At 39.2% G+C, this 17,755-nt stretch carries 16 protein-coding genes and 1 tRNA gene; 10 read left to right on the top strand and 7 right to left on the bottom strand.

Annotated elements, in window-relative coordinates; genetic code table 11:
• Positions 1-10: 10 nt before the first annotated feature.
• Complete coding sequence (locus I6F49_RS13605; protein WP_077537056.1) at positions 11-250, bottom strand: DUF2960 domain-containing protein; 240 nt, start codon at positions 248-250, stop codon at positions 11-13.
• A 107-nt stretch (positions 251-357) separates the two neighbouring features.
• Between I6F49_RS13605 and I6F49_RS13600 the strand changes: the two genes are divergently transcribed.
• The 3 genes from I6F49_RS13600 (at position 358) to I6F49_RS13590 (ending at position 2,237) form a co-directional block, all read left to right on the top strand.
• Positions 358-609 (top strand): hypothetical protein, encoded by a 252-nt coding sequence (locus I6F49_RS13600; protein WP_197180991.1) that lies wholly within the window; start codon positions 358-360, stop codon positions 607-609.
• Positions 610-809: 200 nt separating this feature from the next.
• The gene (gene pnuC, locus I6F49_RS13595; protein WP_197180989.1) at positions 810-1,427 is read left to right on the top strand and encodes a nicotinamide riboside transporter PnuC; all 618 of its coding nucleotides are present in this window, start codon (positions 810-812) and stop codon (positions 1,425-1,427) included.
• Between the two features lie 3 nt (positions 1,428-1,430).
• Complete coding sequence (locus tag I6F49_RS13590) at positions 1,431-2,237, top strand: phosphotransferase (RefSeq protein WP_197180987.1); 807 nt, start codon at positions 1,431-1,433, stop codon at positions 2,235-2,237.
• 3 nt (positions 2,238-2,240) lie between these two features.
• On the opposite strand, the gene I6F49_RS13585 is transcribed toward I6F49_RS13590, so the two are convergent.
• Positions 2,241-2,423: a helix-turn-helix domain-containing protein gene (locus tag I6F49_RS13585; protein WP_166419326.1), complete on the bottom strand. Its 183-nt coding sequence runs from the start codon at positions 2,421-2,423 to the stop codon at positions 2,241-2,243.
• 246 nt (positions 2,424-2,669) lie between these two features.
• Between I6F49_RS13585 and I6F49_RS13580 the strand changes: the two genes are divergently transcribed.
• The 3 genes from I6F49_RS13580 (at position 2,670) to I6F49_RS13570 (ending at position 4,197) form a co-directional block, all read left to right on the top strand.
• Positions 2,670-2,744: transfer RNA gene (locus I6F49_RS13580), tRNA-Arg, on the top strand.
• A gap of 213 nt (positions 2,745-2,957) precedes the next feature.
• Positions 2,958-3,491 carry a DinB family protein gene (locus I6F49_RS13575; protein ID WP_197180985.1) on the top strand — a complete coding sequence of 178 codons (534 nt, stop codon included), beginning with the start codon at positions 2,958-2,960 and terminating at the stop codon, positions 3,489-3,491.
• 1 nt (position 3,492) lies between these two features.
• Positions 3,493-4,197, top strand: a complete 705-nt coding sequence (locus tag I6F49_RS13570) for an NRDE family protein (RefSeq protein WP_197180983.1) — start codon at positions 3,493-3,495, stop codon at positions 4,195-4,197.
• A 433-nt stretch (positions 4,198-4,630) separates the two neighbouring features.
• Here the strand turns inward: I6F49_RS13570 and I6F49_RS13565 are convergent, their stop codons facing one another.
• Positions 4,631-6,394 carry a lysophospholipid acyltransferase family protein gene (locus tag I6F49_RS13565; RefSeq protein ID WP_197180981.1) on the bottom strand — a complete coding sequence of 588 codons (1,764 nt, stop codon included), beginning with the start codon at positions 6,392-6,394 and terminating at the stop codon, positions 4,631-4,633.
• Positions 6,395-6,739: 345 nt separating this feature from the next.
• Here I6F49_RS13565 and I6F49_RS13560 point away from each other — a divergent pair, with 345 nt between their 5' ends.
• A complete protein-coding gene (locus I6F49_RS13560) occupies positions 6,740-7,954 on the top strand; it encodes an HD-GYP domain-containing protein (RefSeq protein ID WP_197180979.1) in 1,215 nt (404 codons plus the stop codon).
• Here I6F49_RS13560 and I6F49_RS20375 read toward each other — a convergent pair.
• Complete coding sequence (locus tag I6F49_RS20375) at positions 7,914-8,237, bottom strand: hypothetical protein (RefSeq protein ID WP_331461452.1); 324 nt, start codon at positions 8,235-8,237, stop codon at positions 7,914-7,916. The two genes, I6F49_RS13560 and I6F49_RS20375, sit on opposite strands and share 41 nt — an antisense overlap.
• Positions 8,238-8,520: 283 nt before the next feature.
• On the opposite strand from I6F49_RS20375, the gene I6F49_RS13555 reads away from it, so the two are divergent.
• A complete protein-coding gene (locus I6F49_RS13555) occupies positions 8,521-9,747 on the top strand; it encodes an outer membrane protein transport protein (protein WP_197180977.1) in 1,227 nt (408 codons plus the stop codon).
• Positions 9,748-9,868: 121 nt separating this feature from the next.
• On the opposite strand, the gene I6F49_RS13550 is transcribed toward I6F49_RS13555, so the two are convergent.
• From I6F49_RS13550 to pepA, 3 genes are all read right to left on the bottom strand, one after another.
• Positions 9,869-12,748, bottom strand: a complete 2,880-nt coding sequence (locus I6F49_RS13550) for a valine--tRNA ligase (RefSeq protein ID WP_197180975.1) — start codon at positions 12,746-12,748, stop codon at positions 9,869-9,871.
• Between the two features lie 53 nt (positions 12,749-12,801).
• Entirely contained in the window at positions 12,802-13,248 is a 447-nt protein-coding gene (locus tag I6F49_RS13545; RefSeq protein ID WP_002962020.1) for a DNA polymerase III subunit chi, read from the bottom strand.
• Positions 13,249-13,406: 158 nt separating this feature from the next.
• Positions 13,407-14,918 (bottom strand): leucyl aminopeptidase, encoded by a 1,512-nt coding sequence (gene pepA / locus I6F49_RS13540; protein ID WP_197180973.1) that lies wholly within the window; start codon positions 14,916-14,918, stop codon positions 13,407-13,409.
• Positions 14,919-15,576: 658 nt separating this feature from the next.
• On the opposite strand from pepA, the gene lptF reads away from it, so the two are divergent.
• Together lptF and lptG are read left to right on the top strand one after the other, a co-directional pair.
• Positions 15,577-16,689 (top strand): LPS export ABC transporter permease LptF, encoded by a 1,113-nt coding sequence (lptF, locus tag I6F49_RS13535; RefSeq protein ID WP_002962016.1) that lies wholly within the window; start codon positions 15,577-15,579, stop codon positions 16,687-16,689.
• Positions 16,686-17,753, top strand: a complete 1,068-nt coding sequence (gene lptG / locus I6F49_RS13530; RefSeq protein WP_024592251.1) for an LPS export ABC transporter permease LptG — start codon at positions 16,686-16,688, stop codon at positions 17,751-17,753. Before lptF ends, lptG begins: the two co-directional genes overlap by 4 nt.
• Positions 17,754-17,755: the final 2 nt, after the last annotated feature.

Below are 17,755 nucleotides of genomic sequence, written 5' to 3'. Positions count from 1 at the left end.
AAAGCAGCGCTTACTCTTTTATAAAGTAAATGTCGCTAAAGCCCATACGGGCAAATTCTTGATCGCGAAAGTTACGAACAGAAGCAGACCCTTTTGAGGTCATTTCTATTTGCTGTACCATGCTTAAGTAACTCGTTAGATCAATACCTTCGGCAGCAGCAATTGCTTCATACATGTCATGGTATTTATCTTTGGCGAAATTAATCTCGCGTGGTTCGTTTTTAAATTTGTAGGTTATTCTACGTGCCATATTAAGCTCATTTCAATTGAGTGTTGCAGTGATTTTACACTGTATTTAATAACGGCTCTAGCATTGAATGACTTGTTGTAATTGGTAATTAAAATAAAGAGTCAAAAATGAAATTATCTGTAGAGATCAGTAAATATCCACTTCACCAAGATTACATCCCGTTTATTCAGGGCTTTATTGACAGATTAAACGAATACAATGATTTAAAAGTGATTACTAATACGTTATCAACGCAAATATTTGGTGACTACGATTTAGTAATGCAGGTGCTAAGTACCGAAATTAAACGTTCATATGAAGAATTTGGTAAAGCTATTTTTGTATGTAAGTTTCTCTCTGGCGACTTATCGCCTGAATAACCTATAATACCAACCTGCATAAATCTTTGATCAATTTAACGAATTAAATTGCATATAACGTCGTTAAAAATTTTTTATTTAGAACAACTAGATACAAAAGTTTTTGCCTAGTTCTAGCGTAATTTTCTTAACGTTAAATAGACCCCGTATATAAGCAGATTGGTATAACACTCGGTACAACTAAACGGTAACTGCATAATATGGACTTTTTAACACAAACCCTAAGTGGTTTTACAGCAATGTCGCATTGGGAGTATATTGCGGTAGGGTTGTCGATGGCATATTTATTATTAGCAATTAAAGAAAGCTTATGGTGTTGGCCTGCAGCATTTTTTAGCACCCTTATTTATACAATAATGTATTGGAATGGTGCATTACTTATGGAGTCATTACTTAATTTTTATTATATGTATATGGCTGTATTTGGGTGGGTAGTATGGCGAAAAGGCAAAGCTGCAAATTTAAATATTACGTCGTGGTCGATGAATCGCCATGCTGTTTTAATTTGTTTAACAACCGTAGCTGCAATTGTTATTGGTTATGTTATGCAAAACTACACTCATGCCGACTTTGCTTACCTTGATAGTTTTACAACGTGTTTTGCTGTAGTAACGACTTACTTAGTTGCTAAAAAAGTTCTTGAAAACTGGCTGTACTGGATTGTAATAGATGCAGCTTCTATGTACTTATATTACGAAAAAGGCTATTACCCAACGCTAGCGCTCTTTATATTTTATACCATTATGGCAGCGTGGGGCTTTAAAACCTGGTACGAAGAGTACGAGCAAAGCCAAGCTAAGCCTCTAGCACAGCTTTAATTAATGATTGAGCATCATCAGTTAGTAAAAATATGTAGTGCGTTTATAGAGCCTACAAGCATTGTTTCAAGCGAGCGATTACTTAATGGCTTTAGTAACGATAATTTTTTGATACGTACCGAGCAACAAGGGTATTTATTAAAGTGTTATAAAAGCCATTGGCCAAATGCCGGCCTTGAAGCGCAGCACTTTTTAAGTGACTTTAATATATGCCCAGCGCCTATTTGGCTTGATAAAGAAAACGGTCGTGCAGTATTTAATTATATTGAAGGCAAGAGCGCGCAATCGGATATAACGCTCAGCTTTATTAATAAACTTGCTCAAGTGCATAAGTACGCGGTGCCTACCGCGAGAATGGATATACCTAAAGAGCTACAATTTTATCAACGTACAGATGTATATATCCAATATAAACATCAAATAGAGCAGGCTCTCAAAGCAGTTGCAACAATGCAATTTAATGCAGGCTTTTGTCATAACGATTTAGTAAAAGACAATATTATTGTGAATGCTTCAGGCATGTATTTAATTGATTTTGAATACGCACAAACTAACGATGTATATTTTGATTTAGCGGCGCTTGCAGTGAGCTTTAATCTTAATGAGCACAGTAAAACAGCGTTGTTAAATAGCTATAAAAATAGCGTTGATAAAACAAAAACGTTTAACCTTTCAATGGATAAGCTGAATTACTATAAGCTGTTTTTTTTAGTGTTATGTATTGGTTGGTATGAGGAGCGCAGCATAACCAATGAATCTGTAATGTTACGCGCGCAGCTAACTAAACTCGTTAATAGTACTTTTGTATAAAAGCTAAAGGCCACCAAAGCGCTCGGCGAGCTCTTTGTATTTTGTTACTTCGGCTGCATCAAATTGTGGCTCACCATTTTCATCTTCTGATTTAGCAATTAATAAACTTTCTCTAGCTAGGCGTTTTACACGCTCTGCTTTTACACCTAAAAACTCAGCAACTTGCTCAGTAGACATTAAACTCATCATTACTTCCTCGTATTAAATCCATTTTCACAGCGACAATCATAGTTTCAATGTTGCCAAACCGTTACTGTTTCTTATTCAATAAGAATAAATAGCCTGTTTTTAAGACATTGTGAAGTGTTTTATTTAAAAGAGTTTAATTAATAAGCATATAAGCTGATGTTACTGGTATTTATTAAAATATATCTTTATCATTGCCGGTGCTAAAGCACTGATATCGCGAGTTGGTGTGGCGGCAACAAATGTGCTCTCGTGGTGAAATGGATATCACGTGGCCCTCCGGAGGCTGAGTTGTAGGTTCGATCCCTACCGAGAGCGCCATTTGCTTTTACATTTATTAATTATCCCCTTCTACATTATCTAGCTTCTCATTAATTACTTTTGTATTTAAAAATGCACTTACCGCATAAACTTTGAAAGTTAATTTTAAAAACCGCTTTCTAGTTATTTATACACTGCAAAACGAGCGAATTAAAAATTCACTTTGTACTTTTTGCATACGTGATTTAGTAATAAATGAGGAAAACCGATTCAATGTTAAATAGTCAATTAGAGATACTAGCTCAAGGACATGCTTATCTTGAAGGTGTAACTAAAGAGGACTATTCACAAGTCGTTACTCCTAACTTTATTAGCTCTGCAGGAGTCCATATGCGCCATATTATCGATCATTATCAATCGTTAATGCTCGGTCTTAGCTCGCAAAAAGTAGATTATGATTGCCGCTTAAGAGGAGGCGATATTGAAAGCTCTCCAAAAGCTGCAATAAACAAAATTGCTGAAATAGCATCCTGGATTGAACAACTCAGTAGTGATGACTTTAATACCCCGTTATTACTTTCAAGCGAAGTATCGATTAAAAGTAAAAATGTACAAACAGTAACAACCTCACTTGCGCGAGAGCTTATTTTTGTAGGCAGCCATGCTGTACATCATTATGCGATGATTTCGCAAATTAGCTTTGCGCAAAAGTCGCAGCTCGATCAAAACTTTGGTTTAGCACCAAGTACAGCTACTTTTTTAAGAGAAAATAGCCAACAAGTACTACCAAAGTCGATGCAAAATTAGAATGTGTACGCTAAGTTACTTTTTAACTGATGATGGCTACGAGTTATTTTTTAATCGTGATGAGCAAAAAACACGACAAACGGCAATCGCTCCAAGTAAACACAAAGGTAAAGCAATTTATCCCATTGATCCGCAAGGAGGAGGTACTTGGCTTGGTGTCTCGCATTGGGGGCAAACATTAGCTTTATTAAACGATTACCAAAGTGTATTTGACACAACTGCGGTAAAGCACAGTAGAGGCCTTTTAATACCGCATTTACTGAGTAATAAAACCCCTGTGTTGGCTCAGTTACAAAATATGGATTTATCGGGTTATGCGCCTTTTAAATTGTGTATTTTTCCGGATGAGTTATCGCTAAATAACAATAATGTGTTTTTTGTTCGGTGGGACACTAAACAATTAATCGATTGCCAAGTTGAATCGCTTGCAACGTCATCTGGTGTTGAGCTTGAAACGGTGACACAAAAGCGTAAACAGCAATTTAAGCAACTGATTGATTTAAGACATCCTGCAAGTGAGCAGTTTTTAGCATTTCATTACAGCAAGGCTGATCAGGGCCAATATGGTGTAAATATGCTAAGAGAAGATGCAATGACAGTCAGTATTAGCCATATTAAGGTAGGCAATACTATTCGCTTTAATTATTTTGATAAGCAGTCTCAGCTCATTAGCAGTATTAGTTGTTTAAAAGTGGCTGCAGCTTAATTAGGGTCTGTTGAACTTTGCGGATTAAAATTTGTTCAAACTAGAAGCTATTTAATTGCGGCGCGAGATTTGTAACCTAGTGGGCTAAGTAAAAACCGAGCAAAGCTTCCGCGTCCTGCTCACGCCCCTTACCTACATCCATGCAGGCAACAAAGAGTAAATAGCCCCTAGGAAGAACCCTTTGGGCAGCGCCTGTTTGGCATTAATGCTACGTTATCGCCCATTTATGGGGAATAACCACACTGTATAGGCTCTGCCTTGCCTAAATACCAAACAGACTGCTGCAAATTCAACCTTGAAAGATCAACAGACCCTAAATATTTTTATAGCCATAACTATTACATAATTAAAAACAAAAAAGTCGATGTAATTAATTACATCGACTTTTTTGTTAACTGTATTTTACCTGCTGTATTAATATAGCAGGTAAAAATTACGAGTGGTTTATATAATCATCTTTTTTATCGCCAAGGTAGAGCTTAAGTAGCTTTCCAGGTGCGCTTGGTAAATGCACACTTAAAAGTAATCCTGGCGTGTGATTAAAGTTGCTATCAATCCCCATACAATGAAATTGGGCGCCTAGCTTGTGATATTGTTTTAATAAAATCGGTATGTCTTTTTTATCTTCTTCGATTCCCATAACCAATGTTGATACATGATCTATGTTTAACGTGTGATCAATAATGAAGTCTTCAAACTCTGGATGAATTTTATTATTAAAAGGTGTATTGGCGCTAACACCTTGCTTATTATTAACCATGGTATGGTCAATAATTGCGACAGAACGAGGGTCATAAAGTTTACTTAATGAAACCGTGCCATACAAGGTTCTATAACGTGGGTTTTGCGCCATAAATGCACCAATCCCTTTAAATAGCAGTAGTAAACCATGGTAACTGCCTTGATGTTTTTGAACTATAAACGATCGACCCATTTCTAGGCAGGGTTGTTGCTGATTAATAAACGAGGGTTCAAAGTTAAACATCTGCGACAAATAAAGGGCGTTTACGTCGCTATTTTTTTGTAATAAGTCAGTTTGCCCAATGCGATAAGCCCCAATGATCTCTTCATTTTTATGATCAAAAATAAATAAATGCATATAAGTTGCGTCAAACTTATCGGTATCGCATGGCTCGCCGCTTCCTTCGTTTAGTGTACGAAAGGTTATTTCTCTAAGGCGTGTTATTTCAGCAACGCAATCAGGTATTTGTTCTTGATAACCGTAATAAACGGAGTAACTTTTAAAGTTTAGTAAGTGCTGCTCGCTTGGTAAGCTGGCAAGCTCATTTATCATTTTTGTTTTATCAACGCCCTGCATAATAGCTTTGAGCTGCGTTGATTGGTTATCCTCTTGCCAAGGCACTATAAAGCGCTCATCGTTTAAATAACACTGCAGGCGTGCAAGTGCGTTTATATCGTCAGTTTTTTCAAACTTATTTAATAGTTTGGGTGTAAGTAAATTACCAGCACTTAAGTTAATAGATCTTTTTTGAACTTTTAGTAATTCGCGTATTAGCATTAATAATCTAAATCGGTAGTAAATACGCCCCAAACGGTAAAACATAGAGCTATTTTGACCACTAATAAATACAGGTAATAAAGGTGCTTTTGTTTTTAAAGCTAGTTGAGCAGCTAAGCGATTCCACTCTCCGTCGGTTACACGTTGCTTTTCTGATTGAAAAAATGACACTCTGCCCGCAGGAAAAACCACAAGTAGGCCATCATTTTTAACATGACTAAAACACTGTTTAATTGCGCTGGTATTAATGGCTGCTTTTGGTTTTAGTGGATTAGCAAAAATAAAATAATCTTTAATTTCTTTAAATATTTTTAAGCCAACGTTAGCCATTACTTTTGTATCACTGCGATAGTGAGTGAGTAATTTTGCAATTATTACACCCTCAACCATGCCATAAGGGTGGTTACATACCACTATACAAGGGCCTTGCTTTGGTATTTTGTTAATAACACCTTGTGCACCAAGTACGTTAATACCTAATACATTTAAAAGCTTTTCACTAAATTCTTGTTTATCCAAACCCGATAAATTATTAGATAGATAAATATCACGCAGTTTATTTATGCCCAATAGACTATCGAGCAGTGGAGCAGCTACTTTTAATATATGACTCAAAGGCGAAACGGTGCTTATTGCCGCCACACTTAGGTTTGATACGGGTTGGTTTTGTTTTGTCATATATTAGTACTCTTAAGTATTTAAAGCAGTTGTTATTAAGTGCTGTATATATTGAGACCGAGACAAAACAATATTGTGTTCAATGAAGGTTAACAAAGTTCGCTTTTTTATAATGATTAGATAATCCTGTTAACTAAACCGTCTGCTCTTAGCGATAAATACTCAAGCGTAGCTGAGGTGAAGGTGTTTAATTATTAATAAGCCAAATAACTTAAAGTAACAATTGGCATGGCTGTAAATAATACTTTTAGTTATATATAACTACTTACAACTCAAAAACTAGACTTTTAAGCTTAATTAATGCTATTTAAGGTACATATTCCTTAATAGAAAAATCCCGCCTTTATGCTAATTACTTTGCCTGTGTCTGAGCTTACTCCTGGTATGTACGTTGATAGCGTTACTAAACAACATGAAGGGATCAATAGCATAAAAATTAAGACCAGTGGCTTGGTACGAGATAACTCTATTATTAAGCGCTTAGTCTCTGAAGGTGTATTAGAGCTACTTATAGATTTTACTAAAGGCGATGCAGCTATTCCTGCTAAATATAAGCCGCAAAGCACACCTAAAACATCTAATAGCCAACAAAAAGTAAAAAAAACACCTATAGCAATTTCAATTGAACAAGAATTTGCTAAAGCGACTGTAAATTACGATCAGCACGGCCGAAAGCTACAATCGTTATATGGCGATTTAACATCTGGCCTGAGTGTTAATATAAAAGTGCTTGATGAAATAGCCTGCGAGATAGTTAGCTCTGTTTTTCGCAACGCTAACGCCATGACTATTCTTACTCGTATAAAAGATAAACACAGCTATAACTGGCGTCATATGATCAACTGTGCCATTTTTGCCGCTGTATTTGCTAAATATTTGGGGTATGAGCAGGCTGTTGTACAAGAGCTTGCTATGGGGGCATTACTTCATGATTTAGGCCAAGCAAAGTTACCTCAAGGTATATTTTCAAAGCCAACCAAGGTTACTAATAATGAGCTGGCTGCGATTAAAAAGCATGTAGCGCAGGGATTAGGTTTAGTTAAAGGTGAAAAGGGCATAACACCGCTCATGCTCGATATGATAGTAAATCATCATGAACGCTTAGATGGCTCGGGTTATCCGCGAGGTCTGCAGGCTGAAAAGTTAAGTCGCCCGGCGCGTATAATGGCAATTGTAGATGTGTACGATGCAATGACTGCCGATAGAATGCATCAAGATGGTGATGAACCTATAAATGCATTGCGTTATTTATTAGCCAATAAACACTTGTTTGATGGTGAGTTAGTGCAGCGGTTTATAAAATGCTTAGGGGTTCATCCGGTAGGAACTATTGTAAAACTAACGAATGAGCGTTTAGCGCTAGTGCTTGAGGGGAATGTACTTAATCCTATTAAACCTAAAATTAAGCTATTTTATAACGCTAAGCATAACCATCATGTTACACCTAAAGACATAGACTTAAGCGATCATACTCAAGAGCTTAAAATACTAGCAAGTGTTAAGCCCTTAGATTATCAGATTAATTTGTCTCGCCTGCTAAAAGAGCATTTGTTGAATTAGTTTTACTACATTGTCTTTTTTTAGTTTGCTTTGCAGAAATAAACGCCCCTAGAAAGCAATTTCCCATCAGTGTTAGCCATAACAAAGTACCTAGCTCTACGTGCAATGCAAAACAACACAGCGCTAAAGAGATCAACGCATTTAACATTGCCCCTAACCAATAATGGTTTACGGGGTTATCGCATTGTCCTGCTTGAGTACATGCACAGTAATTTGCTTTGTAAAAGCAAATTACACTCGCCCCACAAAATATTAACCCTGTAATAATAAATAAAATGATCACAGTTTTACTTCCTTTGCGATTTTATAATGAGTGTAAGTGGCTACTAATTCCAAGTCAATCTAAATGATAATTAATTACATTTAGAGTGTTTACTCTAATACCACACTTCTCATCCGATGAGTTTTAAATAGTTGTTAAAATGTCGTTAAAAAACATGTTTTTTACCGTTTTTTGACGCATTCATAGGGTTTTTTACAAAAAATTAAGGTAGTGTAACCACGCTTTAAATCCTAATAACAACACACATAGTACCCAAACAGTCAGTTTGGTTAAGGACTCAACAATGAAATTTTCTAAAACTCTTATTGCAGCTTCGCTTGCATTTGTTTCGGCTGATAGTTTTGCAGCCGCGTTTCAATTATCAGAGCAAAATGCATCGGGTTTAGGCCGCGCATACGCTGGTGAAGCTTCTATCGCAGACGACGCGTCTGTAGTTGCACGTAACCCAGCACTAATGACTTTATTTAAAGATAAGCAGTTAAGTGTTGCTGCTATTGGCGTAATTCCAGACGTAAGCTTAGAAGGTGAAAGTGCCCCAGCAGGTATTGATGAGTCATCATTAGATGACGATAGCATTGCACCAAGTGCAGTGGTACCAGCAGCTTACTTTACTATGCCTTACAGCGATAAAATCTCACTTGGTTTTGGTGCATTTTCTAACTTTGGTTTATCAACAGACTTTGATGATGACTATGCAGCAGGACAGATTGCAGGTAAAACAGAAATATTTACTGTTAACCTAAATGCAAGCGTTGCTTATAAAGTTACTGAAAAGTTTAGCTATGGTATTGGCTTGAATGTGGTTTATGCAGAGGCCGAAATTGTTCGACATTTAGGTGAGACTCCATTACCTTACCCGGCCCAAACTGAAGTTGTAAATCTTGAAGGTGATGACACTGGATACGCTTTAAATGTTGGCCTAATGTATCAATTAGACGAAAACAGTCGTTTTGGTTTTAATTATCGTACAGAAACAGATATAACGTTTGAAGGTACTTACTCAAGTACTGCACGTGGTATTGCTGAGCGCTCAGGCTCTGTTGATATAACTTTACCTGCTATGGCTGAGTTTTCTGGCTCACACCAGTTAGATGAAAAGTTAGGTTTACATTACAGCGTAGCATGGACAGGTTGGAGCAGCTTTGACAAATTAGAAGCTGAAGTTGGTTTGACTCCAGAGCAAGGTTTTGAAAAAACAGAAGATTTCTCAGATTCTTTCCGCTATTCAGTAGGCACTGATTACCAATATAACGAAGACTTATTACTTCGTGCTGGTGTAGCATTTGATCAGTCTCCAGTATCACAAAATCACCTATCGATCTCTATCCCAGATACAGATCGTTTTTGGTTCTCATTCGGTGGTAACTACACAATTGATCAAAGCTCTAACGTTGATCTTGGTGTAAGTATTATCCGTGGTAAAACTCAGAACTTTGAAGAAGATGGATTTGAGTTTGAGTCAGAAGGTAATGCAGTACTTATTGGCGCTCAGTACAACTACAAGTTTTAATGTAGAAGTGTCTTGTGGTTAATCACAGGGCACAAAAAAGCCGCTCACTTTAATTAAAGTGAGCGGCTTTTTTAATGCCTATTAACCTATTAAATAGTGTTAATAGGCATAATAACTAAAATTATAAGCTTTCTATTTTAGTTTTTTGCTCAAGTAACTTAGTTTTAGCATCGCTAAACTCAGCTAGTTTTGCATTTTCTTTAGCAAGTACGGCTTCAGGCGCATTATTAACAAACTTTTCGTTAGCGAGTTTGTTTTGCACTTGTGCTAAGCCTTTTTCAGCTTTTTCAAGTTGCTTATTAATACGTGAAAGCTCGGCTTCTACATCAATTAAGCCTGCCATTGGGATCATGATCTCAAGGTTTCCAACATAAGACGTTGCACATGCTGGTGCGTCATCTTTGTTTTCAAGCATTGTAAACACTTCAATTTTTGCAAGTGATGCTAAAAATGATTTATTTTCTTCAATGCGGCGCACATCGTCGCTCGATGCATTAGCAAGTAACACGCTAAGCGGTTTACTTGGACTAATATCCATTTCGCCACGAATATTACGAATAGCTAAAATGAATTGTTTAACCCACTCTAAATCTTCCATTGCTTTAGCATCAACGCTTGCCTCGTTGTATACAGGGAACGGCTGAACCATAATACTGGTGTTCTCTGTTTCAAGGCCGGCAAGTGGTGCAACACGTTGCCAAATAGTTTCTGTGATGTATGGCATCATTGGGTGCATTAAACGCAGTAAACTTTCAAGTACCGTTATTAGCGTATGGCGTGTACCACGTTGCTGCGCTTCATTACCTTTAAACAGTACTGGTTTAGTTAGCTCTAAGTACCAATCACAAAATTGGTTCCATGTGAATTCGTAAAGCGTGTTAGCAGCTAAGTCAAAGCGGTAGTTATCTAGGTGTTCTGTGTAGGTTTTAACGGTAGCTTCATATTGACCTAAAATCCAACGGTCAGCTAATGAGAACTCTTTATCTGTTAATACAGTATCTACATTATTTCCTAGCCCAGTAAAACCACAATCTAGCTCTTCTGTGTTCATTAGTACGTAACGGCTCGCGTTCCATAATTTATTACAGAAGTTACGGTAACCTTCAAGGCGGTTCATATCCCAGTTTATATCACGACCGGTTGATGCCATTGCAGCAAGGGTAAAGCGAAGGGCGTCTGTGCCGTGTGCTTCAATACCGCCGGCAAATACTTTACGCGTATCTTTTTCGATTTTAGCGGCAAGTTTTGGTTGCATCATATTACCAGTACGCTTTTGTACTAGGTTTTCAAGTTCAATGCCGTCAATCATATCTAGTGGGTCAAGTACGTTACCTTTTGACTTAGACATTTTATCGCCATTATCGTCACGTATTAAGCCAGTTACATACACAGTTTTAAACGGAACTTGTGGTTTGCCATTTTCGTCTTTTACAAAGTGCAGCGTCATCATAATCATACGCGCAACCCAGAAGAAAATAATATCAAAACCCGTTACCAACACGTCAGACGGGTGGAAGGTTTTTAAATCATCGGTATTTTCTGGCCAACCTTGTGTAGAGAACGTCCAAAGCGCTGATGAGAACCACGTATCAAGTACGTCTTCGTCTTGGTTTAACGTTACGCTGTCTGCAATGTTGTTTTCACGGCGTACTTCAGCTTCGTCGCGACCAACAAATACGTTTCCTTCATTGTCGTACCAAGCTGGAATGCGGTGACCCCACCAAAGCTGGCGTGAAATACACCAATCTTGTACGTCGTTCATCCACGAAAAGTACATGTTTTCGTATTGCTTAGGTACAAATTGAATGTCGCCATTTTTAACTGCGTCTTTTGCAGGTTCAGCAAGTGGTGCAACACGTACATACCATTGGTCGGTAAGTAGTGGCTCAATTACCACACCAGAGCGGTCACCGTAAGGAACGGTTAAACCATGGTCTTCAATTTTTTCTAGTAAGCCTAGTTCTTCAAATTCGGCTACGATTGCTTTACGTGCAGCAAAACGATCAAGTCCGTGTAGGCGCTCAGGAATTGGCGCGTCAAACTCAAGCTCTTTACCGTCAAAGGTGTATGTTTCACCTTGGGTAAGAATAGCGGCGTCTTTATCGAAAATGTTGATCATCGGCATTTGATGACGCTTGCCCACTTCGTTATCGTTAAAGTCGTGTGCTGGCGTTATTTTTACACAACCCGTGCCTTTATCTTTATCGGCATGCTCATCAGCAACGATTTTAATACGACGATTAACGATAGGTAATAAAATCTCTTTACCGATTAAATCTATGTAGCGTTCGTCATCAGGGTTTACTGCAACACCTGAGTCGCCAAGCATGGTTTCTGGGCGGGTTGTAGCTACTACAATGTAGTCTTTTCCGTCTTGTGTTGTAACGCCATCAGCCAGTGGGTAACGTAAGTTCCACATATGGCCTTTTTTGTCTTTGTTTTCAACTTCAAGATCAGAAATAGCAGTGTGTAATTTAGGATCCCAGTTTACTAGGCGCTTGCCACGGTAAATTAGGTTTTCTTTATGAAGGCGTACAAACACTTCTTTAACGGCTTCAGATAAGCCATCGTCCATTGTGAAACGTTCACGATCCCAATCAACCGATGCGCCTAGGCGACGAAGCTGCTTGGTGATTGTGCCGCCCGATTCTTTTTTCCATTCCCAGATTTTATTAATAAAATCTTCGCGGCCTAAATCGTGGCGCGTTTTACCTTCTTCGGCATGCAGTTTACGCTCAACCAACATTTGCGTTGCAATACCTGCGTGGTCAGTACCTACTTGCCATAATGTGTTGTTACCTTGCATACGTTTAAAACGCGTTAGGGTATCCATTATTGTATCTTGGAAGGCGTGGCCCATGTGTAAGCTACCAGTGACATTTGGCGGCGGGATCATAATTGAATACGGTACGCCTTGGCCAGATGGCTTAAAGTAGCCTTTTTGTTCCCAGTCTTGATATAGAGACTGTTCAATATCTTGCGGATTGTAGGTTTTATCCATTACACAGAACCTTAAATAAGTACTTAAATTAGTTGGTTAGTTTGCCTGATTGGCTAGCTATTAATATCTTGCGTGGTGAGATTGGCACCGAGTTGACGGAGCTTTTTAAAGCGCTCGCGGGCTGCTTGTTTAGCAGCAGGTTCTACGGGTACAAAATCAAAAACTTGGTTAAACCGACGAATGTAATCCGGTAACTGAGTAGCCAAGTTAATTAAAACTTTACGATTGCCAACAGGTGGCGTAATACCAATTTCTACCGGTGCGCCGCCTTTAGGGCCTTCACCTTGTAAATTATGTGGCACAAAACTATCGGGGTCGAATGCCCAAATTATTTCATCAATGGCACAGGCTGCTTCGTTATCGTTAACACAAATAAACACACGCTGCCCATTTCGATACTGATCGGCCGCAATTTGAGCAGCCAAAGCAAAATGATCGTCAGCTTTAGCTTTAGACTCATCTTGTTGCTTTAGAACGAAAAATTTAGCGTTCATGTTCATTGTATCGGGGTTTCCCATGACATTGAATGCATACCAAATTGATATACATAAATTAAGAGGCAGATTTTGCCATATAACGGGGTTTGCTTCAATTAATACACAAATAAATAAGGCGCCAAACGGCGCCTTATAAACAGATATTAATTTAAACTAAACGTTTAATCTTGAGCGGCTTCACTTACACCAGCTCTATTTAGTAAATACTGAGTAAGCATAGGAACAGGACGACCCGTTGCGCCTTTTTTAGCGCCACTGCGCCAAGCTGTACCGGCAACATCTAAATGTGCCCAATTATACTTTTTAGTAAATTTAGATAAGAAACATGCTGCAGTAATAGTACCCGCAGAGCGCCCGCCTAAGTTTGTAAAGTCAGCAAATGGACTGTCTAGTTGATCTTGATAGTCATCCCATAATGGTAACTGCCATGCGCGGTCACCACTTTGCTCAGACGCTTTTAATAAATCGTGTGCAAGTGGGTTATGGTTTGATAGTAAACCAGTCGCATGCGCGCCAAGGGCTACAATACACGCGCCAGTCAGTGTTGCCACGTCAATAACCGTATCAGGGTTAAAGCGCTCAACGTACGTTAGTGCGTCGCACAATACTAAACGACCTTCAGCGTCGGTGTTTAACACTTCAACTGTTTGCCCCGACATTGTTGTTAAAATATCACCCGGGCGATACGCATTTGAGCCAGGCATGTTTTCACAACCAGCTAAAACACCAATAACGTTAATTGGCAATTGCATTTGTGCAAGTGCACGCATTGCACCAATTACGCCTGCAGCGCCGCCCATGTCGTATTTCATTTCATCCATGCCTTCGCCTGGTTTTAATGAAATACCGCCTGAGTCAAACGTTAAACCTTTACCAACAAGTACAATAGGGGCTTGGTCGTCAGCGGCGCCTTTGTAGTTAATAATCGACATAATTGATTCGTTATCACTACCTCGGCCAACAGCTAGGTAAGAATTCATACCTAGTTCTGCCATTTGCTTTTCGCCAATAAGATCAACAGTGATGTTGTCAAAATTAGTCGCCAACTCTTGTGCTTGCTCGCCTAAATACACTGGGTTACAAATATTTGGTGGCATATTAGCCACGTCTTTACACAGCTTACTACCTGCAGCAATGGCTAAACCATGCTCAATGGCACTTTCGCCAATCGTTAGTTCGCGTCGTGTTGGTACGTTAAACACCATTTTACGAAGTGGACGACGAGGGTCTACTTTCTTACTTTTTAACTGGTTAAACGTATATAAGCAATCTTGCGTTGTTTCTACTGCTTGGCGTACTTTCCAGTAGGTGTCGCGACCTTTAACGTGTTGTTCTGTTAAAAAGCAAACTGCTTCCATAGAGCCCGTTTCGTTTAAGGTATTAATAGTTTTAGAAATAATTTGCTTATATTGCTTATCATCAAGCTCGCGCTCTTTACCGCAACCTACAAGTAATATGCGCTCGCTTAATACGTTTGGTACATGATGCAATAATAAAACTTGGCCTGGCTTACCTTCTAAATCGCCACGGCGAAGTAAATTAGAGATATAACCATCGCTAATTTTATCGAGTTGTTCACCAATGGGGGATAACCTACGTGGCTCGTAAACGCCAACCACAATACATGCGCTGCGCTGTTTTTCTGGGCTACCACTTTTTACGTTAAATTCCATTGTCACTCCTGATTTTGAGTCATTTAAGTTATAAATTGGGGCTAAAAAATTATTTTCTAGTCTAAATTACGTAACTTATGTGCAGATAATTTTAATTTTAGCTGAATTTGTAGGGCCTGTTGACCTTTCAGGATTAAAATTTGTTCAACCTAGGGGCTATTTAATCGCGGCGCGAGGTGTGTAACCTAGTNGGGCTATTTAATCGCGGCGCGAGGTGTGTAACCTAGTGGGCTAAGTAAAAACCGAGCAAAGCTTCCGCGTCCTGCTCACGCCCCTTACCTACATCCATGTAGGCAACAAAGAGTAAATTGCCCCTAGGCAGAACCCTTCGGGCAGCGCATGTTTGGCATTTATGCTGCGTTATCGCCTATTTATGGGGAATAACCACACTATATAGGCTCTGCCTTGCCTAAGTACCAAACAGTCTGCTGCAAATTCAACCTCGAAAGATAAACAGGCCCTAGACTCTTACTGTGTAATTGAACTTTATATGCTTAAGGGCTACTAATGCAACATTATATCGTGCACTTAGGTAGGATAATTAATTTTGATGGCTTATAATAGTAACCTATTTGCCGGTATTAATTGGGTAAAATAGCTATTTAACTATTCAATTCTCACTATCGTAGTGAAATTCCATGTTTAACAGGGGCGAGCATTGCTAATTTTCCGTTATTTGACCGCTGAGGTTTTAAAATCGCAGGTCGCCGTATTTTTAACTTTGATGACAATATTTTTGTCACAAAAGTTAGTTGGTATTTTAGGTGATGCCTCTGAGGGCAGCATTCCTGCTAAATTAGTGCTATCGATGATTGCACTAAAACTTCCACAACTAGCCTCGCTAATACTTCCACTGAGTATATTTTTAGGCATTATTTTAGCCTACAGCCGTATTTACGCTGATAGCGAAATGACCGTACTTAAAGCCTGTGGCGTAAGTGAATGGTATGTTGTGCGCGTAACGCTTATATCAAGCGTTGGACTTGCCATATTAGCTGCGGCACTAACTATGTATATAGCGCCGTGGGCAAGCGAGCAAGAGTATCAATTAAAAGAACAAGCCAAAGCCGATGCAGGTTTATCGGCACTTCGGGCTGGGCGGTTCCAAGAAACCGGTAACGAAAAAGCCGTTGTATTTATTCATAATATTGAAAAGGGCGGCAAAGAGCTCAATAAGGTATTTGTTGCGCAGTTACCCGATAGTGAAAAAGGTAATCTAGCGCGCTTGGTATATGCAGAGCAAGGTGTTGTGGTTGAAGCCGTAAATGGTGAACAACAATTAGTGCTGACTGACGGAAAACGCTACGAGACTGACGGCACAACGCCTGCACTTAATTTAACTGAATTTGACGGTTATAGCGTACAAATACGAGAACAAGAAATAGAGCATCAACGCCGTAAGTTAGAGGCTGTGCCTACTAATCAATTACTCGCCATTAATACTCCTGAATCTATTGCTCAATGGCAATGGCGACTCGCTATTCCGTTATCAATCCCGCTACTTACCTTACTGGCAGTACCACTAAGTGTGGTTAATCCTCGCCAAGGTAAATTTGCAAAACTAGTGCCTGCTATTAGCTTGTACTTAGGCTACTTTATTTTACTAAATGCCGCTAAATTTGCAGTTGAAGATGGCAAAATCCCGCCTTCAATCGGCTTGTGGTGGATTCATCTAAGTGCCCTGTTTATAGGTGGGTTATTAATTATAAAAGGGCGACCACTGGGCGCTTGGCTTAAAGCCGTTGTAACTAAGCGGGAGTTAGGCTCATGATGAAAACGCTTGATTGGTATTTAGGCCGCAGTATTTTACAAACTACTGGCTTTGCATTGTTGGTACTTGTTGGTATTAGCACCTTAATTAAGTTTATCGACCAGTTAAAGTCGGTAGGGCGCGGCAGTTACGATTTAATGACTGCAATGCTTTATACGCTTTATACAATTCCTGGCGATTTAGTAGTGTTTTTCCCGATGGCTGCGCTAATAGGTGGCTTAACAGGTTTAGGGGCGCTTGCCTCAAACAGCGAGCTGGTAGTAATGCAAGCCGCTGGTATGTCGCGCTTACAAATAATTGGCTCAGTGATGAAAACCGCCGTATTTATGGCTATCTGTATGATGGCATTGGGCGAATGGGGCGCACCTGAAGCACAATTACACGCTAAAGAAATGCGTAACCAAGCAATACATGGCGGCGATGTGTTTAATACACAAAAAGGTGTATGGGCTAAAGACGGCAATAATTTTATTAATATTGAAGATGTTGATGAAAACGGCAGGCTTAACGGGGTGCATATGTACCACTTTGATAAATCGTTAGAGCTTACCCAAATTACTAAAGCAAGGGATGCACTGAGCCGAAAAGATGGTTGGTTACTTCGTGACGTTAACAAAGTTATTATTACTAGCGAAAAAACGACAACAGAGCAACTGCCTGAAGAGTTTTATCCTTCGCAACTCACAGCGGAAAAGTTAGGGGTTGTTTCGGTAAAACCAGAGTCGCTTTCGTTTACTGGGCTTTGGTCATATTTAAGTTACTTAGAGCAAAACGAACAAGACACAAGTACCTACGAATTGGCTCTATGGCGTAAGCTTATGCAGCCTGTATCTGTAGCGGTTATGCTGCTGGTGGCGCTGTCGTTTATATTTGGCCCGTTGCGTACAGTAACAATGGGCGCACGTATTATTATGGGAGTTGTTACAGGGATCGTGTTTCACTTAACTAATGAAATATTTGGCCCTGTAGTTATGGTTTACCAAATACCTGCCATTATAGGTGCGGTATTGCCCAGTATTATATTTATAGGCTTTGCGACCTATTTGATGAATAAGCGGGTATAAAT

Origin of the sequence: Pseudoalteromonas sp. SWN166, assembly GCF_015864485.1 — a bacterium.
GTDB lineage: Bacteria > Pseudomonadota > Gammaproteobacteria > Enterobacterales > Alteromonadaceae > Pseudoalteromonas.
The sequence above is the reverse complement of the archived record's forward strand: the minus strand, read 5'-3'. Positions and strand labels throughout refer to the sequence as shown.